Origin of the sequence: Bacillus cereus group sp. BfR-BA-01330 (assembly GCF_022663885.1) — a bacterium.
GTDB lineage: Bacteria > Bacillota > Bacilli > Bacillales > Bacillaceae_G > Bacillus_A > Bacillus_A cereus.
In genome coordinates this window covers 187,633-213,403 of the sequence record NZ_JAKUGK010000010.1, presented here as the reverse complement: position 1 = coordinate 213,403, position 25,771 = coordinate 187,633, and the positions used below count along the sequence as shown (strand labels likewise).

Here is a 25,771-nt window from a genome sequence, read left to right as displayed (position 1 = left end):
TGATCAGGTTGATAGGTTCGAGGTGGAAGCATGGTGACATGTGGAGCTGACGAATACTAATAGATCGAGGACTTAACCATATAATATGTAGCAATGTTATCTAGTTTTGAAGGAATATGCCTTCATAGTTTGGTGATGATGGCAGAGAGGTCACACCCGTTCCCATACCGAACACGGAAGTTAAGCTCTCTAGCGCCGATGGTAGTTGGGACCTTGTCCCTGTGAGAGTAGGACGTCGCCAAGCAAGAACCTAAGTTATTTTGACTTAGGTTTTTTTGTGTTTATTTTTATTTACCGAATGCTATAATCCGTAAATTTAATAAAGCTACAGACGAAAAAAGAATGAAGTAGAGACTCTTTAAAATAATAGTAATGATTTTTTGTGTTCCTGATTTTCCTAATGTCGCTAAAGTAATACTTAAAATAGGACACATTATTTCTATCATAAGTATATATTTTAAATAATGAGATGCTATAAATAAATATTTAATAATTACAGAAATTACTGCAATAGAGAAAAATAAATAGGATAATAGCAAAGTTCTTTCTTTAACAGTTATCCTCCTTAGAAATTAAATCGTTATAATAATACAAGAGTGTATATATTTTGATTAAAAACATACTGAAGTGCTATTTAAACGATAAATACATAAAATAGATCTCTAGAAATATATATTCTAATTCCCTTTTCTTCTTGTATATAGTTGCAATTCTTCTTTTGAATATAACTAAAACACGAACGTTATTGACTGCTAATAAAAAAACATTCGATTATTTATTGACATTGTTTATGAAATATTGTTAATATAGCCATAGAAACAATAATATAAGACCTCATATAATCGCGGGGATATGGCCTGCAAGTCTCTACCTAACGACCGTTATTCGTTAGACTATGAGGGAAAGTCACTCGGTATTTTTCTATTCACAAGGGATACGTATGCCTGAGTAGAGCGCTTTCTCTCATAGTAAAAGAGAAACTGTTCTATTTCAGGCTTTTTTTATTTGAATCGGGGGGATTCTAATATGAAATCACTAGTTGGAGTCATAATGGGAAGTACGTCAGACTGGGAAACAATGAAATATGCTTGTGACATTTTAGATGAATTAAATATACCGTATGAGAAAAAAGTTGTATCCGCTCATCGGACTCCGGATTATATGTTTGAATATGCAGAGACGGCTCGTGAACGTGGATTGAAAGTTATTATTGCTGGAGCTGGTGGAGCAGCACATTTACCAGGAATGGTTGCAGCGAAGACAAATCTTCCTGTAATTGGAGTTCCAGTTCAATCAAAAGCATTAAACGGCTTAGATTCATTATTATCCATCGCCCAAATGCCAGGAGGTGTTCCAGTTGCAACTGTTGCAATTGGTAAAGCCGGTTCAACGAATGCTGGATTACTTGCCGCACAAATACTTGGATCATTCCATGATGATATACATGATGGATTAGAATTGAGACGAGAAGCGATTGAAAAAGATGTGCGTGAAGGTAGTGAGCTAGTATGACGAGAATCATTTTACCTGGAAAAACAATCGGTATTATTGGAGGCGGCCAGCTAGGAAGAATGATGGCATTGGCAGCTAAGGAGATGGGATATAAAATTGCTGTTTTAGATCCTACAAAGCATTCGCCATGTGCACAAGTTGCTGATATTGAAATTGTTGCACCATATGATGATTTAAAAGCAATTCAGCATTTAGCAGAGATAAGTGATGTTGTCACATATGAATTTGAGAATATTGATTATAGATGTTTACAATGGCTTGAAAAACATGCGTACTTACCACAAGGTAGTCAGTTGTTAAATACAACGCAAAATCGTTTTACAGAAAAGAATGCGATTGAGAAGGCTGGGTTACCAGTAGCAACGTATAGATTAGTTCAAAATCAAGATCAGCTTACAGAAGCAATTGCTGGGTTATCATTCCCTTCTGTCTTAAAAACGACGACAGGTGGATATGATGGGAAAGGGCAAGTTGTTTTAAGAAGTGAAGCTGATGTTGAGGCGGCAAGAAATCTTGTGGATAAAGCAGAATGTATTTTAGAGAAATGGGTGCCTTTTGAAAAAGAAGTATCAGTTATTGTGATTCGTAGTGTAAGTGGTGAAACAAAAGTGTTTCCAGTAGCAGAAAATATTCATGTAAATAACATTTTACATGAATCTATCGTTCCAGCTCGCATTACAGAAGAGCTTTCTCAAAAAGCAATTGCGTATGCAAAGGTACTTGCGGATGAATTAGAACTTGTGGGAACACTAGCTGTAGAGATGTTTGCTACAGATAATGGTGAGATTTATATTAATGAATTAGCGCCAAGACCTCACAATTCAGGACACTATACACAGGATGCATGTGAAACGAGTCAATTTGGTCAACATATTCGAGCAATCTGTAATTTACCTCTAGGAGAAACAAATTTGTTAAAACCAGTTGTCATGGTAAACATTTTAGGCGAACATATAGAAGGGGTCCTAAGACAAGTGAATAGATTAACCGGGTGCTATTTACACTTGTATGGAAAAGAAGAAGCAAAAGCACAGCGAAAAATGGGGCATGTTAATATTTTAAATGATAATATTGAAGTCGCTCTAGAAAAAGCGAAGAGTTTGCATATTTGGGACCATCAAGAACAACTGTTGGAGGGAAAAAGATGATTAGTCGTTATACACGCCCTGAAATGGGTGCGATTTGGACGGAAGAGAACAAATTTAAAGCGTGGTTAGAAGTTGAGATTTTAGCTTGTGAAGCATGGGCTGAGCTTGGCGATATTCCAAAAGAAGATGTTAAAAAAATTCGTGAACATGCATCATTTGATATTGATCGTATTTATGAAATTGAAAAAGAAACACGTCATGACGTAGTTGCATTCACTCGTGCTGTATCAGAAACGCCAGCATTAGGCGAAGAACGTAAATGGGTTCATTACGGTTTAACATCTACAGATGTAGTAGATACAGCATTATCTTACATCTTAAAACAAGCGAATGAAATTATATTAAAAGACTTAGAGAACTTTGTAAGCATTTTAGCTAACAAAGCGAAAGAGCATAAATACACAATCATGATGGGAAGAACACACGGTGTTCATGCAGAACCAACGACATTTGGTTTAAAACTTGGTCTTTGGTATGAAGAGATGAAACGTAACGTAGAGCGTTTCAAACAAGCTGCTGATACAGTTCGTGTTGGTAAACTATCTGGTGCGGTTGGTACATATGCAAATATCGATCCATTCGTAGAAAAATATGTTTGTGAAAATTTAGGATTAGAAGCAGCACCAATTTCAACACAAACATTGCAACGTGATCGTCACGCACACTACATGTCAACACTTGCACTAATTGCAACATCTATCGAAAAGATGGCAGTTGAGATTCGTGGTTTACAAAAGAGTGAAACACGTGAAGTTGAAGAAGCTTTCGCAAAAGGTCAAAAGGGTTCTTCTGCAATGCCACATAAACGTAATCCAATTGGTTCTGAAAATATGACTGGTTTAGCTCGTGTTATCCGCGGTTATATGATGACAGCTTACGAAAATGTTCCATTATGGCATGAGCGTGACATTTCTCACTCTTCGGCAGAACGCGTAATTTTACCAGATGCTACAATCGCATTAAATTACATGTTAAATCGCTTTGGTAATATTGTTAAAAACTTAACTGTATACCCAGAGAATATGAAACGTAATATGACAAGAACATACGGCTTAATTTATTCTCAGCGCGTAATGCTTACACTAATCGACAAAGGTATGGTACGTGAAGAAGCTTATGATATCGTACAGCCTAAAGCGATGGAAGCTTGGGAAACACAAGTACAATTTAAAGAGCTTGTAGAAGCTGATGAGCGTATTACAAGCAAGTTAACACAAGAAGAAATTAATGAATGCTTCAACTATGAGCATCATATGCAACACGTTGATACAATCTTTGAACGCCTTGGATTAAACGAAGCGTAAAATTTCATATGGCACAGAATAGAGTCATTCTGTGCCATTCTTTATAAAAATATTATTCACATTTTTCAAACTACAGGGGGCTTGCGAAATGCAAAAGCTAGAATTGCTGTATGAAGGTAAGGCAAAAAGAATTTATCGTACAGAATCAGCAGATATGGTTTGGGTAGAGTACAAAGATAGTGCGACTGCTTTCAATGGGGAGAAAAAAGAGACGATTACAGGAAAAGGTCGTTTGAACAATGAAATTACAACTTTATTGTTCAGAAAGTTACAAGAAGTGGGAATTAAAACACATTTTGTTGAGAAGTTATCTGAGACAGAACAACTTGTTAAAAAAGTGAGTATTATTCCTTTAGAAGTTGTCACAAGAAATGTAATTGCAGGAAGTCTTTCAAAACGATTAGGAATGGAAGAGGGAACTGTACTTGCAGAACCAATCGTAGAATTTTACTTCAAAGATGATGATTTAGGAGATCCGCTTGTAACGGAAGATCATATTCGTGTATTAAACGTTGCATCGCCAGAGCAAGTAAGTGTATTACGAGATATGGCTCTACAAATCAATCAAGTGTTGATTGATCATTTCGCAAGCTGTCGTGTAAGATTAGTAGATTTCAAATTAGAGTTTGGTGTAACGGAAGAAGGAGAAATCATTTTAGCGGATGAAATTTCACCAGATACTTGCCGTTTATGGGATGAAACGAGCAATGAAAAGTTTGATAAAGACGTATTCCGTCGTGATCTTGGAAATTTAACAGATGCTTATGAAGAGATTTTAAAACGTTTAGGGGGAATTTCACATGTATAAAGTTAAGGTATATGTAACATTAAGAGAAAGCGTATTAGATCCACAAGGAACAGCAGTAAAAGGAGCACTTCATAGTCTTTCATTCACAGAAGTACAAGACGTTCGAATCGGAAAGTACATGGAACTAACAATTGATAAATCTGTATCTGATTTAGATAGCAAGGTAAAAGAAATGTGTGAAAAACTATTAGCGAACGTTGTAATGGAAGACTTCCGTTATGAAGTTGAGGAGGTTGTCGCACAGTGAAATTTGCCGTAATAGTATTTCCGGGTTCGAACTGTGATGTCGATATGTTCCATGCAATTAAAGATGAGCTTGGCGAAGAAGTAGATTACGTTTGGCACGATACAGAGAATTTAGATGAATATGATGCAATTCTACTACCAGGTGGATTTTCTTATGGTGACTACTTACGCTGCGGTGCTATCTCTCGCTTTGCTAATGCAATGAAAGCAGTGCAAAAAGCTGCTGAGCAAGGAAAGCCGATTTTAGGTGTATGTAATGGATTCCAGATTCTTGTTGAATCAGGATTACTACCAGGAGCGTTAATGAGAAACGAAAACTTAAAATTTATGTGTCGCACTGTTCAGTTACGTGTTGAAAATAATGAAACGATGTTTACATCACAATATGGAAAAGATGAAATAATTAATATTCCAATCGCGCATGGTGAGGGGAATTACTATTGTGATGAAGCGACTCTTAAACAATTAGAAGAGAACAATCAAATCGCATTCCGTTACGTAGAAAACCCTAACGGTAGCGTTTCAGATATTGCTGGTATTGTAAATGAAAAAGGAAATGTACTTGGTATGATGCCACACCCAGAGCGTGCTGTAGATGAATTACTTGGCGGTGCTGAAGGGTTAAAAGTCTTTCAATCTATCTTAAAACAGTGGAGGGAAACATATGTCGTTAATGCTTGAACCAAATCCAACACAAATTAAAGAAGAGCGTATATATGCGGAAATGGGGCTAACAGACGAAGAGTTTGCCATGGTTGAAAAGATTTTAGGTCGTCTGCCAAATTATACAGAAACAGGGTTATTCTCTGTAATGTGGTCTGAACATTGTAGTTATAAAAATTCAAAACCAGTGCTTCGAAAATTCCCAACAACAGGTGAGCGTGTTCTACAAGGGCCTGGGGAAGGTGCTGGAATTGTAGATATCGGTGATAATCAAGCAGTTGTATTTAAAATGGAAAGTCATAACCATCCTTCAGCTATTGAACCATATCAAGGAGCTGCAACAGGTGTTGGTGGTATTATTCGTGACGTATTCTCTATGGGAGCACGTCCGGTAGCTCTATTAAACTCACTTCGTTTCGGTGAATTACAGTCACCACGTGTGAAATATTTATTCGAAGAAGTAGTAGCAGGAATTGCAGGATACGGTAACTGCATCGGTATTCCGACTGTTGGCGGCGAAGTACAATTTGATCCATGTTACGAAGGAAATCCACTTGTAAATGCAATGTGCGTAGGTTTGATTAACCACGAAGACATTAAAAAAGGACAAGCACATGGTGCTGGTAACACAGTAATGTACGTAGGAGCATCAACTGGTCGTGACGGTATTCACGGTGCAACATTCGCGTCGGAAGAACTATCTGAAAGCTCAGAAGCGAAACGTCCAGCGGTTCAAGTAGGGGATCCATTTATGGAAAAACTTCTTATTGAAGCGTGTTTAGAATTAATTCAATCTGATGCACTTGTTGGAATTCAAGATATGGGTGCGGCTGGTTTAACATCATCATCTGCAGAAATGGCAAGTAAAGCAGGAATGGGTATTGAAATGTACTTAGATGATGTACCACAGCGTGAAACAGGAATGACACCATATGAAATGATGCTATCTGAATCACAAGAGCGTATGTTAATTGTCGTGAAAAAAGGTAGAGAACAAGAAATAGTAGATTTATTTGAGAAGTATGGTCTTGCAGCGGTTACGATGGGGAAAGTAACAGAAGATAAAATGCTTCGTTTATTCCATAAAGGTGAAAAGGTAGCTGAAGTTCCAGCAGATGCTTTAGCAGAAGAAGCACCAATTTATCATAAGCCATCAAAAGAAGCAGCATACTTTGCTGAATTCCAAGCAATGAAAATGGAAACGCCAAAAGTAGAAAATTATAAAGAAACGTTATTCGCTTTATTACAGCAACCAACAATTGCAAGTAAAGAGTGGGTATACGATCAATACGATTACCAAGTTCGCACAAGCACAGTTGTTACGCCAGGTTCAGATGCTGCAGTTGTACGTGTACGCGGTACAGAAAAAGGATTAGCAATGACGACAGATTGTAACTCTCGCTACATTTATCTAGACCCAGAGATGGGCGGTAAAATTGCAGTAGTAGAGGCAGCGCGTAATATCGTATGTTCTGGCGGAGAGCCACTTGCAATTACAGATTGCTTAAACTTCGGTAACCCAGAAAAACCAGAAATCTTCTGGCAAATTGAGAAATCAGTAGACGGTATGAGTGAAGCTTGTCGCACATTACAAACACCAGTTATCGGCGGAAACGTATCGATGTATAACGAGCGTAGTGGTGAAGCTGTATATCCAACACCAACTGTTGGGATGGTCGGACTTGTGCATGACTTAAAACATGTAACAACACAAGAGTTTAAGCAAGCTGGTGATTTAGTGTATGTAATTGGTGAGACGAAAGCTGAGTTTGGCGGAAGTGAATTACAGAAAATGATTCACGGCAAAATTTTCGGTCAATCACCAAGTATCGATTTAGATGTAGAATTAAAACGCCAAAAACAAGTATTAGAAGCAATTCAAGCTGGTCTTGTTCAATCTGCACATGATGTTGCTGAAGGTGGTTTAGCAGTTGCGATTTCAGAAAGTGCAATTGGTGCTAAAGGCTTAGGTGCTACTGTGAAATTAGATGGAGAAGCAACAGCTGCATTATTCGCTGAATCACAGTCTCGCTTCGTGATAACTGTAAAACGTGAAAATAAAGAGGCGTTTGAGAAAGTGGTAGAAGCAATCCAAGTTGGAGAAGTAACAAGTACAAATGAAGTAACAATTCATAATGAAGAAAATGAAGTATTACTTACAGCAAATGTAGATGAAATGAGAAAGGCTTGGAAAGGGGCAATCCCATGCTTGCTGAAATAAAGGGGTTAAACGAAGAATGTGGCGTTTTCGGAATTTGGGGGCATGAAAATGCAGCACAAGTTTCATACTACGGATTGCACAGTTTACAGCACCGTGGGCAAGAAGGCGCAGGCATTGTCGTAAATAATGGGGAAAAAATCGTCGGTCACAAGGGGTTAGGTTTAATATCAGAAGTGTTTTCAAGAGGTGAGCTAGAAGGATTAAATGGAAAATCAGCAATCGGACATGTACGATATGCAACAGCTGGTGGAAGTGAAGTTGCTAACGTTCAACCATTGTTGTTCCGTTTTTCCGATCATAGTATGGCGTTAGCTCATAACGGAAATTTAATTAACGCAAAAATGCTTCGTCGTGAATTAGAAGCAGAGGGCAGTATTTTTCAAACTAGTTCAGATACAGAAGTACTTTTACATCTTATTAAACGTAGTACGAAAGATTCTTTAATTGAAAGTGTAAAAGAGGCTTTAAATAAAGTGAAAGGTGCGTTTGCGTATCTTTTACTAACTGGAAATGAAATGATCGTTGCATTAGATCCGAATGGGTTCCGTCCGCTTTCAATTGGAAAGATGGGGGATGCTTACGTTGTAGCATCTGAAACATGTGCTTTTGATGTAGTAGGTGCAACATACATTCGTGATGTAGAACCGGGTGAATTACTTATCATTAATGATGAAGGAATTCACGTAGATCGTTTCACAAACGATGTAGAACATGCAATTTGTAGTATGGAATACATTTACTTTGCACGACCAGATTCTAATATTGCAGGCGTTAACGTTCATGCAGCACGTAAGAATATGGGGAAACGTTTAGCGGCAGAAGCTCCTATTGAAGCAGATGTTGTTACTGGTGTACCAGACTCTAGTATTTCAGCTGCGATTGGCTATGCGGAGGCGACAGGTATTCCATATGAGTTAGGATTAATTAAAAATCGTTACGTTGGACGTACGTTTATCCAACCTTCTCAAGAACTGCGCGAGCAAGGGGTTAAGATGAAGCTTTCCGCAGTAAGAGGTGTAGTTGAAGGGAAACGAGTTGTTATGATTGATGACTCTATCGTAAGAGGAACGACAAGTAAACGAATTGTTCGTATGCTTCGGGAGGCTGGAGCGACAGAAGTTCACGTAAGAATTGCTTCACCACCTCTGAAATATCCATGTTTCTATGGCATTGATATTCAAACGAGAAAAGAATTAATTGCAGCAAATCATACAGTAGAAGAAATCCGTGAAATGATCGGAGCAGATTCTTTAACATTTTTAAGTGAAGATGGATTAGTAGATGCAATTGGACGTCCATATGAAGGAAAATATGGCGGCCTATGCATGGCTTACTTTAATGGGGACTATCCAACAGCTCTTTATGATTATGAGCAAGAGCTTTTAGAAAGTATGAAATAAGAAAAGTGAAACAAGCTTCTACTTCTTTTGATGTAGAAGCTAGCTCTTTTCTTAAAATAGCCCGCCCTGGATGGGGAGAAATTAAAAGACGAGGTGTAAATAACGATGGCGAATGCATATAAGCAAGCAGGAGTAGATATTGAAGCTGGATATGAAGCGGTATCTCGCATGAAAAAACACGTACAAACAACTATGAGAAAAGAAGTACTAGGCGGTTTAGGCGGTTTTGGAGGTATGTTTGATCTATCAAAATTTGCATTAGAAGAACCTGTATTAGTATCTGGAACAGATGGCGTGGGAACGAAATTGATGCTCGCTTTTATGGCAGATAAACATGACACAATTGGTATTGATGCAGTAGCAATGTGTGTAAATGATATTGTTGTCCAAGGAGCAGAGCCGCTTTTCTTCCTTGATTATATTGCTTGCGGTAAAGCTGAACCTAGTAAAATTGAAAACATCGTCAAAGGTATATCAGAGGGCTGTCGCCAAGCTGGTTGTGCATTAATCGGTGGAGAAACAGCTGAAATGCCAGGAATGTATTCTACGGAAGAATATGATTTAGCTGGTTTTACAGTTGGGATTGTTGATAAAAAGAAAATTGTAACAGGTGAAAAGATTGAAGCTGGTCACGTGCTAATTGGCTTAGCATCTAGCGGTATTCATAGCAATGGTTACTCTTTAGTACGAAAAGTGTTACTAGAAGATGGGGAACTATCTTTAGAGCGTATTTATGGCCGCTTAGAACTACCTCTTGGTGAAGAATTATTAAAACCAACGAAAATTTATGTCAAACCTATTTTAGAACTATTGAAGAAACATGAAGTATACGGTATGGCGCATATTACAGGTGGTGGATTTATTGAAAATATTCCACGCATGTTGCCAGAAGGAATCGGTGCCGAGATTGAACTAGGATCTTGGGAAATTCAGCCGATCTTTAGTTTGCTTCAAGAAGTTGGAAAACTGGAAGAAAAAGAAATGTTCAATATTTTTAACATGGGTATTGGTATGGTAGTAGCAGTGAAGGAAGAAGATGCAAAAGATGTTGTTCGTCTTCTTGAAGAGCAAGGAGAAATGGCTCGTATTATTGGACGTACTATACAAGGAGCTGGCGTTACTTTTAATGGGGGCACAGCACTATGAGTAGATTAGCAGTTTTTGCTTCTGGAAGCGGATCTAACTTTCAATCTCTCGTTAATGCGGTAGAAGAAAAAAGATTGGATGCAGAAATTAGTTTATTAGTATGTGATAAACCAGAAGCACGCGCTGTTGGACGGGCAAATTATCATCATATTCCGTGTTTTGCTTTTTCAGCGAAAGCATATGAGTCAAAAGAAGCATTTGAAAAAGAGATATTAAAGAAGCTAGAAGAATATGAAATTGATTATGTTATTTTAGCTGGATATATGCGGTTAATCGGGCCGACGTTACTAGAAGCATACGGCGGGAAGATTATTAATATTCATCCATCATTACTACCGAGCTTTCCGGGTAAAGATGCTGTCGGTCAAGCGTTAGAAGCAGGTGTGAAAGTAACTGGAGTAACAATTCATTATGTAGATGCAGGTATGGATACAGGGCCAATTATTGCGCAAGAAGCAGTGGTTGTTTCTGAAGGGGATACGAGAGAAAGTTTACAAAAGAAAATTCAACAAGTTGAACATAAATTATACGTAAATACAGTGAATCAAATTGTTCAGTCTGTGAAAGAATCAACTGTTAACTAACATACAACCAGGGGTGAAGGATAAATGAAAAAGCGTGCATTAGTAAGTGTTTCAGATAAAACAGGAGTAGTAGAATTTGTTAAAGGGTTACTAGAACAAGGGATTGAAGTTATTTCAACAGGTGGTACGAAAAAGTTATTAGAAGAAAACGGTTTACAAGTAATTGGTATTTCTGAAGTAACTGGTTTCCCTGAAATTATGGATGGCCGTGTGAAAACGTTACATCCAAATATTCATGGTGGTCTATTAGCAGTTCGTGATAATGAAACACATGTAACACAAATGAATGAATTAGGTATGGAGCCAATTGACTTTGTTGTTGTTAACTTATATCCATTTAAAGAAACAATCGCTAAGCCTGATGTAACATTTGCTGATGCAATTGAAAATATTGATATCGGTGGCCCGACAATGATTCGCTCTGCTGCGAAAAATCATAAATTCGTATCTGTAATTGTAGATCCAGTAGATTATGATATTGTGTTAGCAGAACTGAAAGAGAACGGTGAAGTAGCAGAGGAAACAAAACGTAAACTAGCAGCGAAAGTATTCCGTCATACAGCAGCGTATGATGCGTTAATTTCTAACTACTTAACAGAGCAAATGGGTGAAGAAAGTCCAGAAACATTAACTGTGACATTTGAGAAAAAGCAAGACTTACGTTATGGCGAGAACCCACATCAAAAGGCAACTTTCTATAAAGCGCCATTCGCAGCAACTTCTTCTGTTGCATACGCAGAACAATTACACGGTAAAGAATTATCGTATAACAATATTAATGATGCAGACGCAGCACTTAGCATCGTAAAAGAATTTACAGAACCAGCAGTAGTAGCAGTAAAACATATGAATCCATGTGGTGTTGGAGTAGGAACTGATATTCACGAAGCATATACTCGCGCTTATGAAGCAGATCCAGTATCAATTTTCGGCGGTATTATTGCAGCAAATCGTGAAATTGATAAAGCTACAGCAGAAAAGTTACATGAAATTTTCTTAGAAATTGTTATCGCACCTTCGTTCTCGCAAGAAGCTTTAGAAGTGTTACAAAGTAAGAAGAACTTACGTTTATTAACTATAAATATTGAAAAAGCGACAAGTGCAAGCAAAAAACTAACTTCTGTACAAGGTGGACTTCTCGTTCAAGAAGAAGATACGTTATCATTAGATGAAAGTACAATTTCAATTCCAACGAAACGTGAACCTTCAGAGCAAGAATGGAAAGATTTAAAACTAGCTTGGAAAGTTGTAAAACATGTGAAATCAAACGCAATTGTTTTAGCGAAAGATGACATGACAATTGGCGTCGGTGCGGGACAGATGAACCGTGTTGGTTCTGCAAAAATCGCAATTACACAAGCTGGTGAAAAAGCACAAGGTAGCGCACTTGCATCTGATGCTTTCTTCCCAATGCCAGATACATTAGAAGAAGCAGCAAAAGCAGGAATTACAGCAATCATTCAACCAGGCGGATCAATCCGTGATGAAGATTCTATTAAAGTGGCAGATACTTATGGGATTGCTATGGTGTTCACTGGCGTACGTCATTTCAAACACTAATAGAGGATGTTTAAAAAGTCTGGTCAAGATAACCTTCGCATGTCGTCGTTGCATCGCCAGTGCGGTACTCATGTAGGAAAGCTACACTCCGTGTCCTCCTGGCAAATGCGCCTAGACCTGCTCGGTTCTCTTAATCCTCCTTTTTAAACCTTTATTGATATGGATGTTTAAAAAGTCCGGTCGAGATAACCTTTTATTGATATGAAAAAGCAAACTAGGAGCATAGCTTCTAGTTTGTACTTATTTAATTATTGGGGGATGAAATATGAATGTTTTAGTAATTGGCCGCGGTGGGCGTGAGCATGCTTTAGCTTGGAAGTTTGCACAATCTGAAAAAGTAGAAAAGGTATATGTAGCACCAGGTAATGAAGGTATGAGAGATGTTGCAACACCAGTTGATATTGATGAAAATGATTTTGATGCATTAGTTTTATTTGCAAAAGAGAATAATGTTGAGTTAACTTTCGTTGGACCAGAAATTCCGCTTATGAATGGAATTGTTGATTGTTTTAAAGAAGAGGGACTTCGCGTATTTGGTCCGAATAAAGCGGCTGCTGTTATTGAAGGTAGTAAAGCTTTTACAAAAGAGCTTATGAAAAAGTATGATATTCCAACTGCGGCGTACGAAACTTTTACAGATTATGAAGAAGCAGTACAGTACATTCAAAAAGTTGGTGCACCAATCGTTATTAAAGCTGACGGCCTAGCTGCGGGTAAAGGGGTAACGGTAGCAATGACGCTTGAAGAGGCATTACAAGCTGTGAAAGAAATGCTACAAGATGTGAAATTCGGCGCGGCAAGTAAGAAGGTCGTTATTGAAGAGTTTTTAGATGGACAAGAATTTTCATTAATGGCATTCGTGAATGGAACAACTGTACATCCAATGGTAATCGCCCAAGATCATAAAAGAGCTTTTGATGGTGATAAAGGTCCAAATACGGGCGGAATGGGTGCATATTCTCCAGTACCACAAATTCCAGAATCAGCAGTTCAAGAAGCGATTCAAACTGTATTACATCCAACTGCTAAGGCGATGATTGCAGAAAACCGTTCGTTTACAGGTATTTTATACGCAGGTCTTATTTTAACAAATGATGGTCCGAAGGTAATTGAATTTAATGCACGCTTCGGTGATCCTGAAACAGAAGTTGTATTACCTCGCTTAGAAAATGATTTAGTTGACGTATGTAACGCTGTATTAGATGAAAGTGAACTAACGTTACAATGGTCAGAAGAAGCTGTAATCGGTGTTGTACTTGCTTCTAAAGGATATCCAGAAGCATATAAAAAAGGTGATATTATTAGTGGACTAGATGCACTGCAAGATGTGATTGTTTTCCATGCAGGTACAGCAATGAAACATGGGGACTTTGTAACGAACGGTGGCCGTGTATTATTTGTTGCTTGTAAGGCAAATAGTTTACAAGAAGCAAAAGATAAAGTATATAAAGAAATCGGTAAAATTGAGAGTGATGGTCTATTTTATCGAAGTGATATAGGATATCGTGCAATTGGGCATGAGATGACGAAAAGTTAATATGTAAAAATCCCGCTGAGGAATCAGCGGGATTTTTTATGCATCTTTATCTTTTTTTAATTTCCCTTTTTGCTTTGCCATTTCTCGAAGTAAATACTCGATGTGTGCATTGACGCTACGAAATTCATCATTTGCCCATTTTTCGATGACTGCGTGTAATTCAGGATCAATACGTAATGGAAAGCTTTTCTTTTTAGCCATAATTACTTATAGCCCTTAGTATAGGCTTCCTGTATTAATAACTGGTTGTGCACCTTTATCTGAAACGATGGCAACTAATAAGTTGTTTACCATATTTGCTTTACGCTCGTCATCGAGTTCTAGTACGCCTTCTTCATCTAACATATGGATGGAATCTTTCGCCATCTTCACAGCACCTTCAACAATTTCTTTTCTAGCAGCTAATACTGCTTTTGCTTGCTGGCGTTGTAGCATTGCATGGGCAATTTCTGTTGCGTAAGCTAAGTGCGTTAAACGAGTTTCTAATACTTCTACACCAGCAATTTCAAGACGCGCCTCTAACTCACGTTTTAATTCTTCAGAGATTTCTTCAGTATTTCCGCGTAACGTAACGCAGGTTTCATCTTGGAAATTGTCATAAGGATATTTTGTTGCAACATGGCGGATTGCCGTTTCGCTTTGAATTTCTACAAATCGATCATAATGTTCAACACCAAACATTGCTTTTGCAGAATCAACAACTTTATATACGATAACAGCTGCAATTTCAATTGGATTTCCATCAACGTCATTTACTTTTAATTTTTTACTGTTAAAGTTTTCAACACGTAAAGATACAGTTTGACGGAATGCGAACGGAATCGTTAAAAATAAACCGTTTTGACGAATTGTTCCTAAATAATTACCGAAGAACGTAATAACCTTCGCTTGATTCGGTTGAACAATACCGATACCTGTAGCGAGAACTGCGGCTAATATAATAGTTAGTGCCGCTCCTATGAAAATTTCTTGTGCAAGGAAAAATACACCGATAGCAGCTAAAATCAAAATTCCAATAATACCGAGAAAACCATTTACATAAAATACTTGTTTTTCTTTCATATGATCGCCTCCTGATATAAAAATGATATCACTTTTATATCATTTTAAGCAAGAGGTATGCACCTAATTTTCTGAATTTTATTGATTGATATCTTTTATATACATTTTAAGGTCGAAAAAGAGAATGTACGTTCTGTTTTATGGTAAAATAAAGAAGACTTAACCGCCCACTGCAGCAGCTAAGTCCCTTTGAGAGCATCTTGCATCGTGACAAATGATTCAAAGCGGTTTTGCCAGGATTATATTTTCAATCGCTGACTCAATCTCTTTGTCAGAAGCGTCATAACTTCCTTTTGACTTTGGCTTGTCATGAGTGGAAGTTTGATTCACTTCTTCTTTAGCATGTCCTTTTTCAGCAAAATTCATGCTAGGCATTTTAAATGCCCCCATATTCATGTATTTTCCGAATTTCCACATTTCAACAACAGGGCAGAAACGAACAATTCCTTCTGCAACTTTCATTGCACCAATCCATAGAAAAATGTTAGACCAAGTGCACCACGGCTTGCGTACAAGTTTAGTTGCACTACATCCGAAGAGGACAAGCCCAAGTGTAATTCGAATTAGAGCGTTTATTGTCCCGATATTTTGCTTCATTAGAAAAACACTCCTTTTTATGAAAGTTGAAATAGATAATACTATTTCTTTTATTAGTATCCCGTTTGATTTTTGGGATATGTAATCCAACATTTGACGTGGAAAAAGATGTTGGAATGTGCGTGTGTGTAAGTAACTTTTTTTGTTATAATGAAAGAATGCATAAAAGGAACTTCAAAATTAAATCCTCTAGTTTAAAAAATATGGAAGAGGTAATTCCAAACTTAATTCTCCGTTTTAAACAAATATTTAAGATGAAGTTAAAACAATAATGATGAAAATAAACTGTTATTTTGAACAGAAATATATATAACTAGAGAAAAGGAAGGGTGTTTTCATGTACGATATTTCCGGATGGAAACATGTATTTAAGCTTGATCCAAATAAGGAGTTAAGCGATGAACATTTAGAAATGATTTGTGAGTCTGGAACTGATGCGGTTATTGTAGGTGGAAGTGATGGAGTTACAATTGATAACGTATTACACATGCTAGTTAGCATTCGTAGATATGCAGTTCCTTGTGTATTAGAGGTTTCTGATGTAGAAGCAATTACACCAGGATTTGATTTTTATTACATCCCAAGTGTTTTAAATAGCCGAAAAGTAGAATGGGTAACAGGTGTTCATCATGAGGCATTGAAAGAATTTGGGGATATTATGGACTGGGACGAAATTTTTATGGAAGGGTATTGTGTTTTAAATCCAGAAGCGAAAGTAGCCCAGCTTACAGAAGCGAAATGTGATTTAACAGAAGATGACGTTATTGCATATGCTCGTTTAGCAGACAAGTTATTACATTTACCGATATTTTATTTAGAATATAGCGGTACGTATGGAGATGTTGAACTTGTTAAAAATGTAAAAGCAGAATTGAAACAAGCTAAGTTATACTATGGCGGTGGTATTTCTAATGCAGAACAGGCGAAAGAAATGGCACAATATGCTGATACAGTAGTTGTTGGAAATATTATTTATGATGATATAAAATCGGCGTTAAAAACAGTTAAAGCAGTAAAAGGAGAGTAGGTGCAGGCGTATATGAGTATGACAGATAGATTATTAAACGGTTTAAATCCACAGCAACAAAAAGCAGTCCAAACAACGAATGGACCACTTCTATTAATGGCAGGTGCAGGTAGTGGTAAGACACGTGTGTTAACACATCGTATTGCGTATTTACTTGGTGAAAAAGGTGTAGCACCATGGAATGTACTAGCTATTACCTTCACAAATAAAGCAGCTCGTGAAATGCGTGAGCGTATTGATACACTTGTGGGACCAGAAGCAGAAGATATTTGGATTTCGACGTTCCACTCTATGTGTGTACGTATTTTACGACGGGATATCGATCGTATTGGTATTAATCGTAACTTTACAATCTTAGATTCAGGCGATCAGCTAACTGTAGTCAAAAAAATTATGAAAGAGCGCAATATTGATCCGAAGAAATTTGAGCCGCGCTCTATTTTAGCGGGTATTAGTAATGCGAAAAATGAACTGTTATCTGCGGATAAATATGCAAAAAAAATTACAATGGCTGATCCATATGAAAAATTAACGAGCGATGTATACACAGAGTATCAAAAACGTCTTTTGAAAAATAATTCATTAGACTTTGATGATTTAATTATGACCACGATTCAGTTATTTGAACGTGTTCCAGAAGTATTAGAGTTTTATCAGCGTAAGTTCCAATATATTCACGTTGATGAGTATCAAGATACGAACAAAGCGCAATATCTTCTTGTTAAACATTTGGCAGCGCGTTTTAAAAATCTTTGCGTTGTAGGTGACTCTGACCAGTCTATTTATCGCTGGCGTGGTGCAGATATTTCTAACATTTTGTCGTTCGAAAAAGACTATGAGAATGCACAAGTAATTTTGTTAGAACAAAACTATCGTTCGTCACAAAATATTTTAAATGCAGCGAATGCTGTTATTGAAAAAAATACGAATCGTAAGCCGAAGAAATTATGGACAGACAATCAAGTTGGAAGTAAAATCTCGTATTATCGTGCTGCAACTGAAAAGGACGAAGCGTATTTTGTTGCGAAAAAAATTCGTGACGATATTCAAATGGGGAAACGAAAATATACTGATTTTGCAGTGTTATATCGTACGAATGCTCAGTCTCGTATGGTCGAGGAGATTTTCCTTAAATCTAACATTCCGTACAAAATTGTCGGGGGTACGAAGTTCTACGACCGTAAAGAGATTAAAGATATTTTGGCGTACTTACGTTTAATCGGTAATCCAGATGATGAAATTAGTTTTGCACGTATTATTAACATGCCAAAGCGTGGTATTGGTGCGACTTCTATCGATAAAATTATTAATTACGGTGTGCAAAACGGAATTTCATTAACTGCTGTATTTGATGAAATTGAGCATGTTGGAGTAAGTGCAAAAATTACAAAGGCAGTAAAAGAATTTGCGAATTTATTAAATAACTGGGTAAATATGCAAGAGTATTTATCTGTTACAGAATTAGTAGAAGAAGTTATTGAAAAAACAGGCTATCGCGATATGTTGAAAAATGAACGTTCTTTAGAAGCGGAAGGTCGTTTAGAAAACTTAGACGAGTTCTTATCTGTTACGCAAACATTTGAATCTCAAAGCGAAGATAAGAGCCTTGTTGCATTCTTAACAGATTTAGCACTTGTTGCTGATATTGATCGTGTAGATGAAGACCCAACTGCTGGTGAAGAAGTTATTTTAATGACGATGCACTCAGCGAAAGGATTAGAGTTCCCGGTTGTGTTTATTGTTGGCTTAGAGGAAGGGATATTCCCTCATACTCGTTCTCTTATGGAAGAGGATGAAATGCAAGAAGAACGTCGTCTTGCTTATGTAGGTATTACCCGTGCAGAAGAAGAGCTATATTTATCTAACGCGCAAATGCGTACTTTATTTGGTAGAACAAGTATGAACGCTGCGTCTCGATTCATTACAGAAATCCCGACAGAACTAGTGGAATCATTAAATGAAACAGCGCCAAAGCGTGAAACATCGTTTGGTGCAAAAGGCAGAACGGCAAGTAGCGGCAAAACGACAATCACAACGACAACACGCTCTCGTTCAGCTTTCGCGCGCCCTGCAGCTAAGACGACAGGCGGCGAACAAATTGGCTGGGCAGTAGGAGATAAAGCTTCCCACCAAAAATGGGGAGTCGGTACAGTTGTAAGTGTAAAAGGTGAAGGTGATGCAAAAGAATTAGATATTGCATTCCCAAGCCCAATTGGTGTTAAACGTTTGTTAGCAAAATTTGCACCTGTGACGAAACAATAGAAAGGAATGAGGATATGTCAAAAGAGATAGCAAAAAAACGTATAGAAGAACTGCGTGATTTATTAAATACATTTAACTATCAATATCACGTATTAGACAATCCTTCTGTTTCTGATGCGGAATATGACCGTAATATGCAGGAGCTTATAAAATTAGAAGCAGAGAACCCAGAGTTTATGAGTGAAGATTCTCCCTCCGTTCGCGTTGGGGGGACTGTTCTTGATATATTTGAAAAAGTAACACATAAGTCACCAATGTTAAGTTTAGGAAATGCATTTAACGAAGGAGATTTACGTGATTTCGACAGAAGAGTACGTCAAGGAATTGATAGTGCGAATGTAAGATATATATGTGAATTAAAAATTGACGGGCTTGCCGTTTCGCTTCATTATGAAAAAGGACGCTTCATTCAAGGGGCGACACGTGGTGATGGTGTAACGGGTGAAGATATTACTCAAAATTTAAAAACGATTAAAGCTATCCCACTTCGTTTAAATGAAGAAGTAACGTTAGAAGCACGAGGCGAAGCTTATATGCCGAAGCGTTCATTCGTTAAACTAAATGAAGAAAAAGAGCAAAATGGAGAAGATGTATTTGCGAATCCGCGTAATGCAGCAGCAGGTTCAATACGTCAACTTGATCCGAAAATTGCAGCGAAGCGTAACTTATCTATGTTTGTGTATGGTCTTGCGAATGTAGAAGAAAAAACAATTCCATCACATAGTGAATCGCTTGATTTCTTAGGTGAACTTGGATTTAAGACAAATCCAAATCGCCGTACATGTGAAACAATTGAAGAAGTTATAGCTTATGTAGAAGAATGGCAAGAAAAACGTCCGCATCTTGATTATGAGATTGATGGAATCGTTATAAAAGTAGATGATGTTGCCCTTCAAGAAAGTCTAGGAACTACAGCGAAGAGTCCAAGATGGGCGATTGCTTATAAATTCCCGGCTGAAGAAGTTGTAACGAGATTAACAGGCATTGAATTAAGTGTTGGCCGAACAGGAGTTGTAACACCGACTGCAGAACTAGAGCCAGTGAGAGTTGCTGGTACGATTGTTCGTCGTGCTTCTTTACATAACGAGGATTTAATTCGTGAAAAAGACATTCGAATTGGTGACTACGTTGTTGTGAAGAAGGCTGGAGATATTATTCCTGAAGTTGTGAACGTTATTTTTGATAAGCGTACTGGTGAGGAAGAAGAATACCGCATGCCAACTCATTGTCCAGCATGTGAGAGTGAACTTGTTCGTTTAGAAGAAGAAGTAGCACTTCGTTGTATAAATCCAACTTGTCCTGCTCAAATTCGAGAAGGGTTAATCCATTTCGTTTCAAGAAATGCAATGAATATTGATGGACTTGGAGAACGTGTCATTACACAACTCTTTGATGCTGATTACATTCGTACATTTGCTGATTTATATGCATTGACGAAAGAGCAATTATTACAGTTAGAACGTTTTGGTGAAAAATCAGCAACAAACTTAATACAAGCAATTGAAAATTCTAAAGAAAACTCGTTAGAGCGATTATTATTTGGTCTTGGAATTCGCCACGTTGGAGCGAAAGCAGCACGTACATTTGCAGAGCACTTTGAAACAATGGATGAGCTTGTAAAAGCAACGGAAGAAGAACTAAAAGCAATTAATGAAATTGGCGAAAAAATGGCTCAATCTGTTGTGACATATTTTGATAATGAAGATGTATTAGAGTTATTACAGCAGTTTAAAGAGTATGGCGTGAATATGACATACAAAGGTATAAAAATTGCAGATTTACAAAATGTTGAATCTTACTTCGCAGGAAAAACGGTTGTTTTAACAGGTAAGCTAGAAGTTATGGGGCGAAGTGAAGCGAAGAAGAAGATTGAGGCATTAGGTGGAAAAGTAACGGGAAGTGTTAGTAAGAGTACGGATTTAGTTGTTGCAGGTGAAGCGGCTGGTTCGAAATTAGCACAAGCGGAGAAACATAATGTTGAGGTTTGGAATGAAGAGAGGTTCTTACAAGAGCTAAATAAGTAAGAGGTGCAAACTTACCATGAAAAAAATAGCATTAGCGGTATTAAGCCTTGGCCTACTTGTAAGTGGGTGTAGTGCAGGTGCCGACAAAGATGAAAAAGTGGCTGAGAAATCGGGGAAAGCAAAAGAACAATCAGTTGTTCCAAAATACGCTATTTCGGATGAATATTATAAGACGACTATTCCATTTGATGGTGGAAATGCACGTGGTTTAGTGGTGCAAGGGTTAAATAGTCGTCTTGATATAGATGAATTTGAAACAGGGTTAATGCGAATTGCAAAAGAATCATTTAGTACGAAAGATAATTTTTTAAAAGGCGGAAAAGCTCTAGATACTCAAACTATACAGATGCTTGTTAAAAGAAAACGTACAGATGCTGAACAAAAGGAACTAGAGGACAAATTAAAAAAAGATGCAGTTAAATTTCCTAATATAGGATTAAACCCTGCATTAGGAACAGGATCCGAATCACTAGAAGTGAAAAATAAAAAAAATCCAATATATATTTCAAATATTTTAGAGCATGATTATTATGTGAAAAAAGGCGATAACGGCGAGGAACGCGTTGGTATGGTAGTTGGATTAGCAATGAATTCTGTTCAATATTTTAACGAAGAGCATGGTTATCCACGTGAAGCTGCAATCCCGGATGAAAAGATGTTAGCTGAAGGGAAAAAAATGGCGCAAGAAATTTTGAAAGTCATACATCAAAAAGAACCTGAAACCAAAAATATTCCAATAACATTTGCGATTTATCGCCAAGCTCCAAAGTCTTCGCTCGTGCCAGGTAACTTTGTTTCTTATGCAAATGCCGAAAAAGGTAGTGAAACGGTTGAAGATTGGCAACAAATTAATGAAAAATATTATTTGTTCCCATCAGAGCAAGCGAAAACAGATAATAAACGTGAAGACCTTGCAAGAGTATCCAACTTTAAGGCAAAACTAAGCGATTATTTCCAAGGCGACTATACAGCTGTTATTGGTACTGGTATGTATAGAGATGATGAATTAAGAGAAATGAAGCTTGATATTCCTGTCCAGTTTAATGGAAAAGCTGAAATAGTTGGTTTTACACAATATGTGGCAGGGCTTGTTATGGAATACTTCCCGAATTATATGAAAGTACAAGTAACGATTAAATCTGTAGAACGCCCAGAAGCTATTATTATACGTGAAGCAAAACAAGATGAACCACTTGTGAAGATTTTAGATTAAATATGAAGGCTGTTCCTCTATGGAACAGCTTTTTTTCTTATGTAATTTTGTTATAATTTAAAATGTTGTAAAAAATAGGGGTAAGGGGTAAATCTCATGGAAGAATTAAGTTTTCAAGTCATTATTTTATTAATTGCATTCGGTTTTTTAGCAGCTTTTATTGATTCCGTTGTTGGAGGAGGAGGGTTAATTTCGCTTCCTGCGCTTATGTTTGTTGGCTTATCGCCAGCTTCGGCAATTGCAACGAATAAATTAGCGGCAACAATGGGGACGTTTACGAGTGCGATGTATTTTATTCGATCAGGAAAAGTTGATTTTAAAATTGTAGGAAAGTTAATCCCGTTAACTATTGTTGGAGCTGTTGCAGGTGCTTTAGTAGTAAAATTTATTCCACCGGATATTTTACGCCCATTAGTACTTGTAATGTTGGTATTTATTGCTATTTATATTATTGCAAAAAAGAATTGGGGAAGTGTGTCTACCTATAAGAAGATGACGCAAAGAAAAACATTAATATTTTTCTTTGCTATTTTAATGATAGGATTTTATGATGGATTTTTTGGACCAGGGACAGGGTCGTTTTTAATTTTTGCATTTTTATTAATTGGCTTGGATTTTATTCAAGCGGCAGCATCTGGAAAACTTTTGAACTTTGTTAGTAATATTGTATCTTTAATTACTTTTTTATTTTTAGATATAATTCATTTTGAATACGGTATTATCATGGGATTATCAATGATCTTAGGTGCTTATTTTGGATCGAAGTTTGCGGTTCAAAAAGGTGTTGGATATGTAAGGACTTTATTTTTATTAGTTACTATATTATTGATCGGGAAAAATGTTTTGGAATATACTCATATTTTGTAGATTCATACGCATGTATGAATCTCTTTTTTTTATTATATTTTAAAAATTTATTAATTTTTAAAATATAAGTCTAGGAATATTTGAATAAATCTAAATTATCGTGTAGAATAATGTTGTAAAATGTAAACGTTTTTCTAAGGGGAGGCTAAAAAAAATGGTAGTAGCATACAAACATGAGCCATTTACAGATTTTTCAGTGGAGGCTAACAAATTAGCGTTTGAAGAAGGTTTAAAGAAAGTAGAATCTTATCTTGGACAAGACTATCCATTAATTATTGGGGGAGAAAAAATCACTACAGAAGACAAAATTGTTTCTGTAAACCCTGCAAATAAAGAGGAACTTGTTGGTCGTGTTTCAAAAGCAAGCCGTGAGTTAGCTGAAAAAGCAATGCAAGTAGCGGATGAAACATTCCAAACTTGGAGAAAATCAAAGCCAGAAATGCGTGCAGACATTTTATTCCGTGCTGCAGCAATCGTTCGTCGCAGAAAACATGAATTCTCTGCTATTCTTGTAAAAGAAGCAGGTAAGCCATGGAATGAGGCAGATGCTGATACAGCAGAAGCAATCGACTTTATGGAATATTATGGTCGTCAAATGTTAAAATTAAAAGACGGTATTCCAGTAGAAAGCCGTCCAATTGAATATAATCGTTTCTCTTACATTCCATTAGGAGTAGGTGTTATCATTTCTCCTTGGAACTTCCCATTCGCAATTATGGCAGGTATGACAACAGCTGCTTTAGTTTCTGGTAACACAGTATTACTAAAACCAGCTAGTACAACTCCTGTAGTAGCAGCGAAATTTATGGAAGTATTAGAAGAAGCTGGCTTACCAGCTGGCGTAGTAAACTTCGTTCCAGGTAACGGTTCTGAAGTTGGTGACTACTTAGTAGACCATCCTCGTACACGTTTCGTAAGCTTCACGGGATCTCGTGATGTAGGTATCCGCATCTATGAGCGTGCAGCGAAAGTAAACCCAGGACAAATTTGGTTAAAACGCGTTATCGCTGAAATGGGCGGTAAAGATACAATCGTTGTTGATAAAGAAGCAGATCTTGAATTAGCAGCTAAGTCTATCGTTGCATCAGCATTCGGATTCTCAGGACAAAAATGTTCTGCATGTTCTCGTGCAGTAATCCATGAAGATGTATATGATCATGTATTAAATCGTGCTGTTGAATTAACAAAAGAATTAACAGTTGCTAACCCAGCAGTATTAGGTACAAACATGGGTCCTGTTAATGACCAAGCTGCATTCGATAAAGTAATGAGCTATGTTGCAATTGGTAAAGAAGAAGGTAGAATCTTAGCAGGTGGCGAAGGAGACGATTCTAAAGGCTGGTTCATCCAACCAACAATCGTTGCTGACGTTGCAGAAGATGCTCGCTTAATGAAAGAAGAAATCTTCGGACCAGTAGTAGCATTCTGTAAAGCGAAAGACTTCGATCATGCACTTGCAATTGCAAATAATACGGAATACGGTTTAACAGGTGCTGTTATTACTAACAACCGTGACCATATTGAAAAAGCACGCGAAGACTTCCACGTTGGTAACTTATACTTCAACCGTGGATGTACTGGTGCAATCGTAGGTTACCAACCATTCGGTGGCTTTAACATGTCTGGTACAGACTCTAAAGCTGGTGGACCTGATTACTTAGCACTTCACATGCAAGCAAAAACTACTTCTGAAACTTTATAAGAAATAGTAGAGGAGCTCTTCACAGAATGTGAAGAGCTCCTTTTAAAATTGAAATCCTATATATTACCATCGTTCGAAGGGAATGAGCTAAAACCTATTAATAGCGGGATAAACATGTGAACAGAAATAAAATGATGAGAAAAGTTGACTTATTAGTCATATTTTTTAGTATTCATTTTGAGAATTTCCTGTATAATACAATTTGAAAGAAAATCTATGGTTCGACAAGGAACACTCCTTTCGGTTTTGCTCACTGAAAGGAGTGTTTTTTTATGTAGCTAAAAATTCTTGCGTGCTTATTACATTTGCATATACGCCATTTAAACTAGCTAAAATTGTATTGTGAATGTAAACAGCTGGTATAGTAGCGTTCTTAAAAGACAGGTCTTTTGTAGCACAAGCATCATGTATAACGGTACATTGAAAGCCAAAATCGAATGCAGCCCTTACTGTAGCATCGATACACATATGAGTCATCATCCCACATACAACGACATGTTCAATATTTAAACGTTTTAATTGCTCTAGAAGATTAGTTTCTCGGAAGCTATTTGGATAATGTTTGACTATAACTGTTTCTTCTCTAAGTGGACGTACGCTTTCGTGAATATGTACACCTTCTGTATTAGGTAGGAAAAAAGTAGCGTCATCTTTTATAGCTACGTGTTGGATATGAAAAATAGGTTCGCTGTTTGTTCTAAAGTGTTGTAATAACTGATTAGCATATTCGCTTGCTTCTACTGGATTACGCAATTCCATCTTTCCATTTGGAAAATAATCGTTTTGAATATCGATGAGTAAAAGAGCTGTTTTCATATATTTATCTTCCTCCGAGTTTCATATTCAAATAAATTTATTCAATTCGTAGAGAAGATTCTCCTGTTTAAA

The 25,771-nt window shown here is 37.1% G+C and carries 22 protein-coding genes, 1 rRNA gene, 1 pseudogene and 1 riboswitch; of the genes and pseudogenes, 19 read left to right on the top strand and 5 right to left on the bottom strand.

The genetic code is table 11. The annotated features are described in order from the left end of the window. Positions 1-128 precede the first annotated feature (128 nt). Positions 129-244, top strand: a 5S ribosomal RNA gene (rrf, locus tag MR112_RS25620). A 43-nt stretch (positions 245-287) separates the two neighbouring features. On the opposite strand, the gene MR112_RS25615 is transcribed toward rrf, so the two are convergent. Further along, complete coding sequence (locus MR112_RS25615) at positions 288-539, bottom strand: hypothetical protein (protein WP_000927500.1); 252 nt, start codon at positions 537-539, stop codon at positions 288-290. A 275-nt stretch (positions 540-814) separates the two neighbouring features. Continuing rightward, a riboswitch (purine riboswitch) is annotated at positions 815-916 on the top strand. 110 nt (positions 917-1,026) lie between these two features. Between MR112_RS25615 and purE the strand changes: the two genes are divergently transcribed. From purE to purD, 12 genes are all read left to right on the top strand, one after another. Beyond that, a complete protein-coding gene (gene purE / locus MR112_RS25610) occupies positions 1,027-1,512 on the top strand; it encodes a 5-(carboxyamino)imidazole ribonucleotide mutase (protein ID WP_048538232.1) in 486 nt (161 codons plus the stop codon). Continuing rightward, on the top strand, positions 1,509-2,660 hold the full coding sequence (gene purK / locus MR112_RS25605; RefSeq protein WP_000196774.1) for a 5-(carboxyamino)imidazole ribonucleotide synthase: 1,152 nt from the start codon (positions 1,509-1,511) through the stop codon (positions 2,658-2,660). Before purE ends, purK begins: the two co-directional genes overlap by 4 nt. Continuing rightward, positions 2,657-3,964 carry an adenylosuccinate lyase gene (gene purB / locus MR112_RS25600; protein WP_000625682.1) on the top strand — a complete coding sequence of 436 codons (1,308 nt, stop codon included), beginning with the start codon at positions 2,657-2,659 and terminating at the stop codon, positions 3,962-3,964. The genes purK and purB overlap by 4 nt, the downstream gene beginning before the upstream one ends. Before the next feature lie 88 nt (positions 3,965-4,052). After that, entirely contained in the window at positions 4,053-4,772 is a 720-nt protein-coding gene (gene purC, locus MR112_RS25595; protein WP_001170544.1) for a phosphoribosylaminoimidazolesuccinocarboxamide synthase, read from the top strand. Beyond that, the gene (gene purS, locus MR112_RS25590; protein WP_000278823.1) at positions 4,765-5,019 is read left to right on the top strand and encodes a phosphoribosylformylglycinamidine synthase subunit PurS; all 255 of its coding nucleotides are present in this window, start codon (positions 4,765-4,767) and stop codon (positions 5,017-5,019) included. Before purC ends, purS begins: the two co-directional genes overlap by 8 nt. Next, positions 5,016-5,699: a phosphoribosylformylglycinamidine synthase subunit PurQ gene (gene purQ, locus MR112_RS25585; protein WP_000666786.1), complete on the top strand. Its 684-nt coding sequence runs from the start codon at positions 5,016-5,018 to the stop codon at positions 5,697-5,699. The genes purS and purQ overlap by 4 nt, the downstream gene beginning before the upstream one ends. After that, entirely contained in the window at positions 5,683-7,902 is a 2,220-nt protein-coding gene (purL, locus tag MR112_RS25580; RefSeq protein ID WP_226368464.1) for a phosphoribosylformylglycinamidine synthase II, read from the top strand. The genes purQ and purL overlap by 17 nt, the downstream gene beginning before the upstream one ends. Further along, positions 7,887-9,302: an amidophosphoribosyltransferase gene (purF, locus tag MR112_RS25575; RefSeq protein ID WP_000879025.1), complete on the top strand. Its 1,416-nt coding sequence runs from the start codon at positions 7,887-7,889 to the stop codon at positions 9,300-9,302. Before purL ends, purF begins: the two co-directional genes overlap by 16 nt. A 105-nt stretch (positions 9,303-9,407) precedes the next feature. Next, complete coding sequence (gene purM / locus MR112_RS25570; protein ID WP_001262439.1) at positions 9,408-10,448, top strand: phosphoribosylformylglycinamidine cyclo-ligase; 1,041 nt, start codon at positions 9,408-9,410, stop codon at positions 10,446-10,448. After that, entirely contained in the window at positions 10,445-11,032 is a 588-nt protein-coding gene (gene purN, locus MR112_RS25565) for a phosphoribosylglycinamide formyltransferase (protein ID WP_000088589.1), read from the top strand. Before purM ends, purN begins: the two co-directional genes overlap by 4 nt. 24 nt (positions 11,033-11,056) lie before the next feature. Continuing rightward, entirely contained in the window at positions 11,057-12,592 is a 1,536-nt protein-coding gene (gene purH, locus MR112_RS25560; protein ID WP_000745439.1) for a bifunctional phosphoribosylaminoimidazolecarboxamide formyltransferase/IMP cyclohydrolase, read from the top strand. 265 nt (positions 12,593-12,857) lie between these two features. Beyond that, the gene (purD, locus tag MR112_RS25555; RefSeq protein WP_048657235.1) at positions 12,858-14,129 is read left to right on the top strand and encodes a phosphoribosylamine--glycine ligase; all 1,272 of its coding nucleotides are present in this window, start codon (positions 12,858-12,860) and stop codon (positions 14,127-14,129) included. A gap of 36 nt (positions 14,130-14,165) precedes the next feature. On the opposite strand, the gene MR112_RS25550 is transcribed toward purD, so the two are convergent. The 3 genes from MR112_RS25550 to MR112_RS25540 all read right to left on the bottom strand — a co-directional run bounded on the left by MR112_RS25550 (position 14,166) and on the right by MR112_RS25540 (position 15,788). Then, on the bottom strand, positions 14,166-14,330 hold the full coding sequence (locus tag MR112_RS25550; protein ID WP_001085171.1) for a type II toxin-antitoxin system antitoxin: 165 nt from the start codon (positions 14,328-14,330) through the stop codon (positions 14,166-14,168). 15 nt (positions 14,331-14,345) lie between these two features. Then, positions 14,346-15,191 carry an SPFH domain-containing protein gene (locus MR112_RS25545; RefSeq protein WP_000660669.1) on the bottom strand — a complete coding sequence of 282 codons (846 nt, stop codon included), beginning with the start codon at positions 15,189-15,191 and terminating at the stop codon, positions 14,346-14,348. 219 nt (positions 15,192-15,410) lie between these two features. Next, on the bottom strand, positions 15,411-15,788 hold the full coding sequence (locus tag MR112_RS25540; protein ID WP_000812346.1) for a YgaP family membrane protein: 378 nt from the start codon (positions 15,786-15,788) through the stop codon (positions 15,411-15,413). A gap of 337 nt (positions 15,789-16,125) precedes the next feature. Between MR112_RS25540 and pcrB the strand changes: the two genes are divergently transcribed. From pcrB to pruA, 6 genes are all read left to right on the top strand, one after another. Continuing rightward, a complete protein-coding gene (gene pcrB / locus MR112_RS25535; protein WP_000272099.1) occupies positions 16,126-16,815 on the top strand; it encodes a heptaprenylglyceryl phosphate synthase in 690 nt (229 codons plus the stop codon). A 12-nt stretch (positions 16,816-16,827) separates the two neighbouring features. Beyond that, on the top strand, positions 16,828-19,077 hold the full coding sequence (gene pcrA, locus MR112_RS25530; RefSeq protein ID WP_002164784.1) for a DNA helicase PcrA: 2,250 nt from the start codon (positions 16,828-16,830) through the stop codon (positions 19,075-19,077). Positions 19,078-19,091: 14 nt separating this feature from the next. Next, entirely contained in the window at positions 19,092-21,101 is a 2,010-nt protein-coding gene (ligA, locus tag MR112_RS25525) for an NAD-dependent DNA ligase LigA (protein ID WP_000031455.1), read from the top strand. 16 nt (positions 21,102-21,117) lie between these two features. Then, positions 21,118-22,314 carry a CamS family sex pheromone protein gene (locus MR112_RS25520; protein ID WP_000717030.1) on the top strand — a complete coding sequence of 399 codons (1,197 nt, stop codon included), beginning with the start codon at positions 21,118-21,120 and terminating at the stop codon, positions 22,312-22,314. A 96-nt stretch (positions 22,315-22,410) separates the two neighbouring features. Continuing rightward, on the top strand, positions 22,411-23,181 hold the full coding sequence (locus tag MR112_RS25515; protein WP_000391974.1) for a TSUP family transporter: 771 nt from the start codon (positions 22,411-22,413) through the stop codon (positions 23,179-23,181). Positions 23,182-23,335: 154 nt separating this feature from the next. Continuing rightward, positions 23,336-24,883 carry an L-glutamate gamma-semialdehyde dehydrogenase gene (pruA, locus tag MR112_RS25510; protein ID WP_000259555.1) on the top strand — a complete coding sequence of 516 codons (1,548 nt, stop codon included), beginning with the start codon at positions 23,336-23,338 and terminating at the stop codon, positions 24,881-24,883. 250 nt (positions 24,884-25,133) lie between these two features. Here pruA and MR112_RS25505 read toward each other — a convergent pair. Beyond that, positions 25,134-25,699: pseudogene (locus MR112_RS25505) on the bottom strand (cysteine hydrolase family protein). Positions 25,700-25,771: the final 72 nt, after the last annotated feature.

Excerpts from the sequence above, each read along its gene's own strand:
- MR112_RS25520 (WP_000717030.1), top strand. The coding sequence starts at position 21,118 with ATGAAAAAAATAGCATTAGCGGTATTAAGCCTTGGCCTACTTGTAAGT.
- ligA (WP_000031455.1), top strand. The coding sequence starts at position 19,092 with ATGTCAAAAGAGATAGCAAAAAAACGTATAGAAGAACTGCGTGATTTA.
- purC (WP_001170544.1), top strand. The coding sequence starts at position 4,053 with ATGCAAAAGCTAGAATTGCTGTATGAAGGTAAGGCAAAAAGAATTTAT.
- MR112_RS25540 (WP_000812346.1), bottom strand. The coding sequence starts at position 15,788 with ATGAAGCAAAATATCGGGACAATAAACGCTCTAATTCGAATTACACTT.
- purF (WP_000879025.1), top strand. The coding sequence starts at position 7,887 with ATGCTTGCTGAAATAAAGGGGTTAAACGAAGAATGTGGCGTTTTCGGA.
- MR112_RS25550 (WP_001085171.1), bottom strand. The coding sequence starts at position 14,330 with ATGGCTAAAAAGAAAAGCTTTCCATTACGTATTGATCCTGAATTACAC.
- pruA (WP_000259555.1), top strand. The coding sequence starts at position 23,336 with ATGGTAGTAGCATACAAACATGAGCCATTTACAGATTTTTCAGTGGAG.
- purM (WP_001262439.1), top strand. The coding sequence starts at position 9,408 with ATGGCGAATGCATATAAGCAAGCAGGAGTAGATATTGAAGCTGGATAT.
- purE (WP_048538232.1), top strand. The coding sequence starts at position 1,027 with ATGAAATCACTAGTTGGAGTCATAATGGGAAGTACGTCAGACTGGGAA.
- purB (WP_000625682.1), top strand. The coding sequence starts at position 2,657 with ATGATTAGTCGTTATACACGCCCTGAAATGGGTGCGATTTGGACGGAA.
- purD (WP_048657235.1), top strand. The coding sequence starts at position 12,858 with ATGAATGTTTTAGTAATTGGCCGCGGTGGGCGTGAGCATGCTTTAGCT.
- MR112_RS25515 (WP_000391974.1), top strand. The coding sequence starts at position 22,411 with ATGGAAGAATTAAGTTTTCAAGTCATTATTTTATTAATTGCATTCGGT.
- MR112_RS25545 (WP_000660669.1), bottom strand. The coding sequence starts at position 15,191 with ATGAAAGAAAAACAAGTATTTTATGTAAATGGTTTTCTCGGTATTATT.
- pcrB (WP_000272099.1), top strand. The coding sequence starts at position 16,126 with ATGTACGATATTTCCGGATGGAAACATGTATTTAAGCTTGATCCAAAT.
- purK (WP_000196774.1), top strand. The coding sequence starts at position 1,509 with ATGACGAGAATCATTTTACCTGGAAAAACAATCGGTATTATTGGAGGC.
- purH (WP_000745439.1), top strand. The coding sequence starts at position 11,057 with ATGAAAAAGCGTGCATTAGTAAGTGTTTCAGATAAAACAGGAGTAGTA.
- pcrA (WP_002164784.1), top strand. The coding sequence starts at position 16,828 with ATGAGTATGACAGATAGATTATTAAACGGTTTAAATCCACAGCAACAA.
- purL (WP_226368464.1), top strand. The coding sequence starts at position 5,683 with ATGTCGTTAATGCTTGAACCAAATCCAACACAAATTAAAGAAGAGCGT.
- purS (WP_000278823.1), top strand. The coding sequence starts at position 4,765 with ATGTATAAAGTTAAGGTATATGTAACATTAAGAGAAAGCGTATTAGAT.
- purN (WP_000088589.1), top strand. The coding sequence starts at position 10,445 with ATGAGTAGATTAGCAGTTTTTGCTTCTGGAAGCGGATCTAACTTTCAA.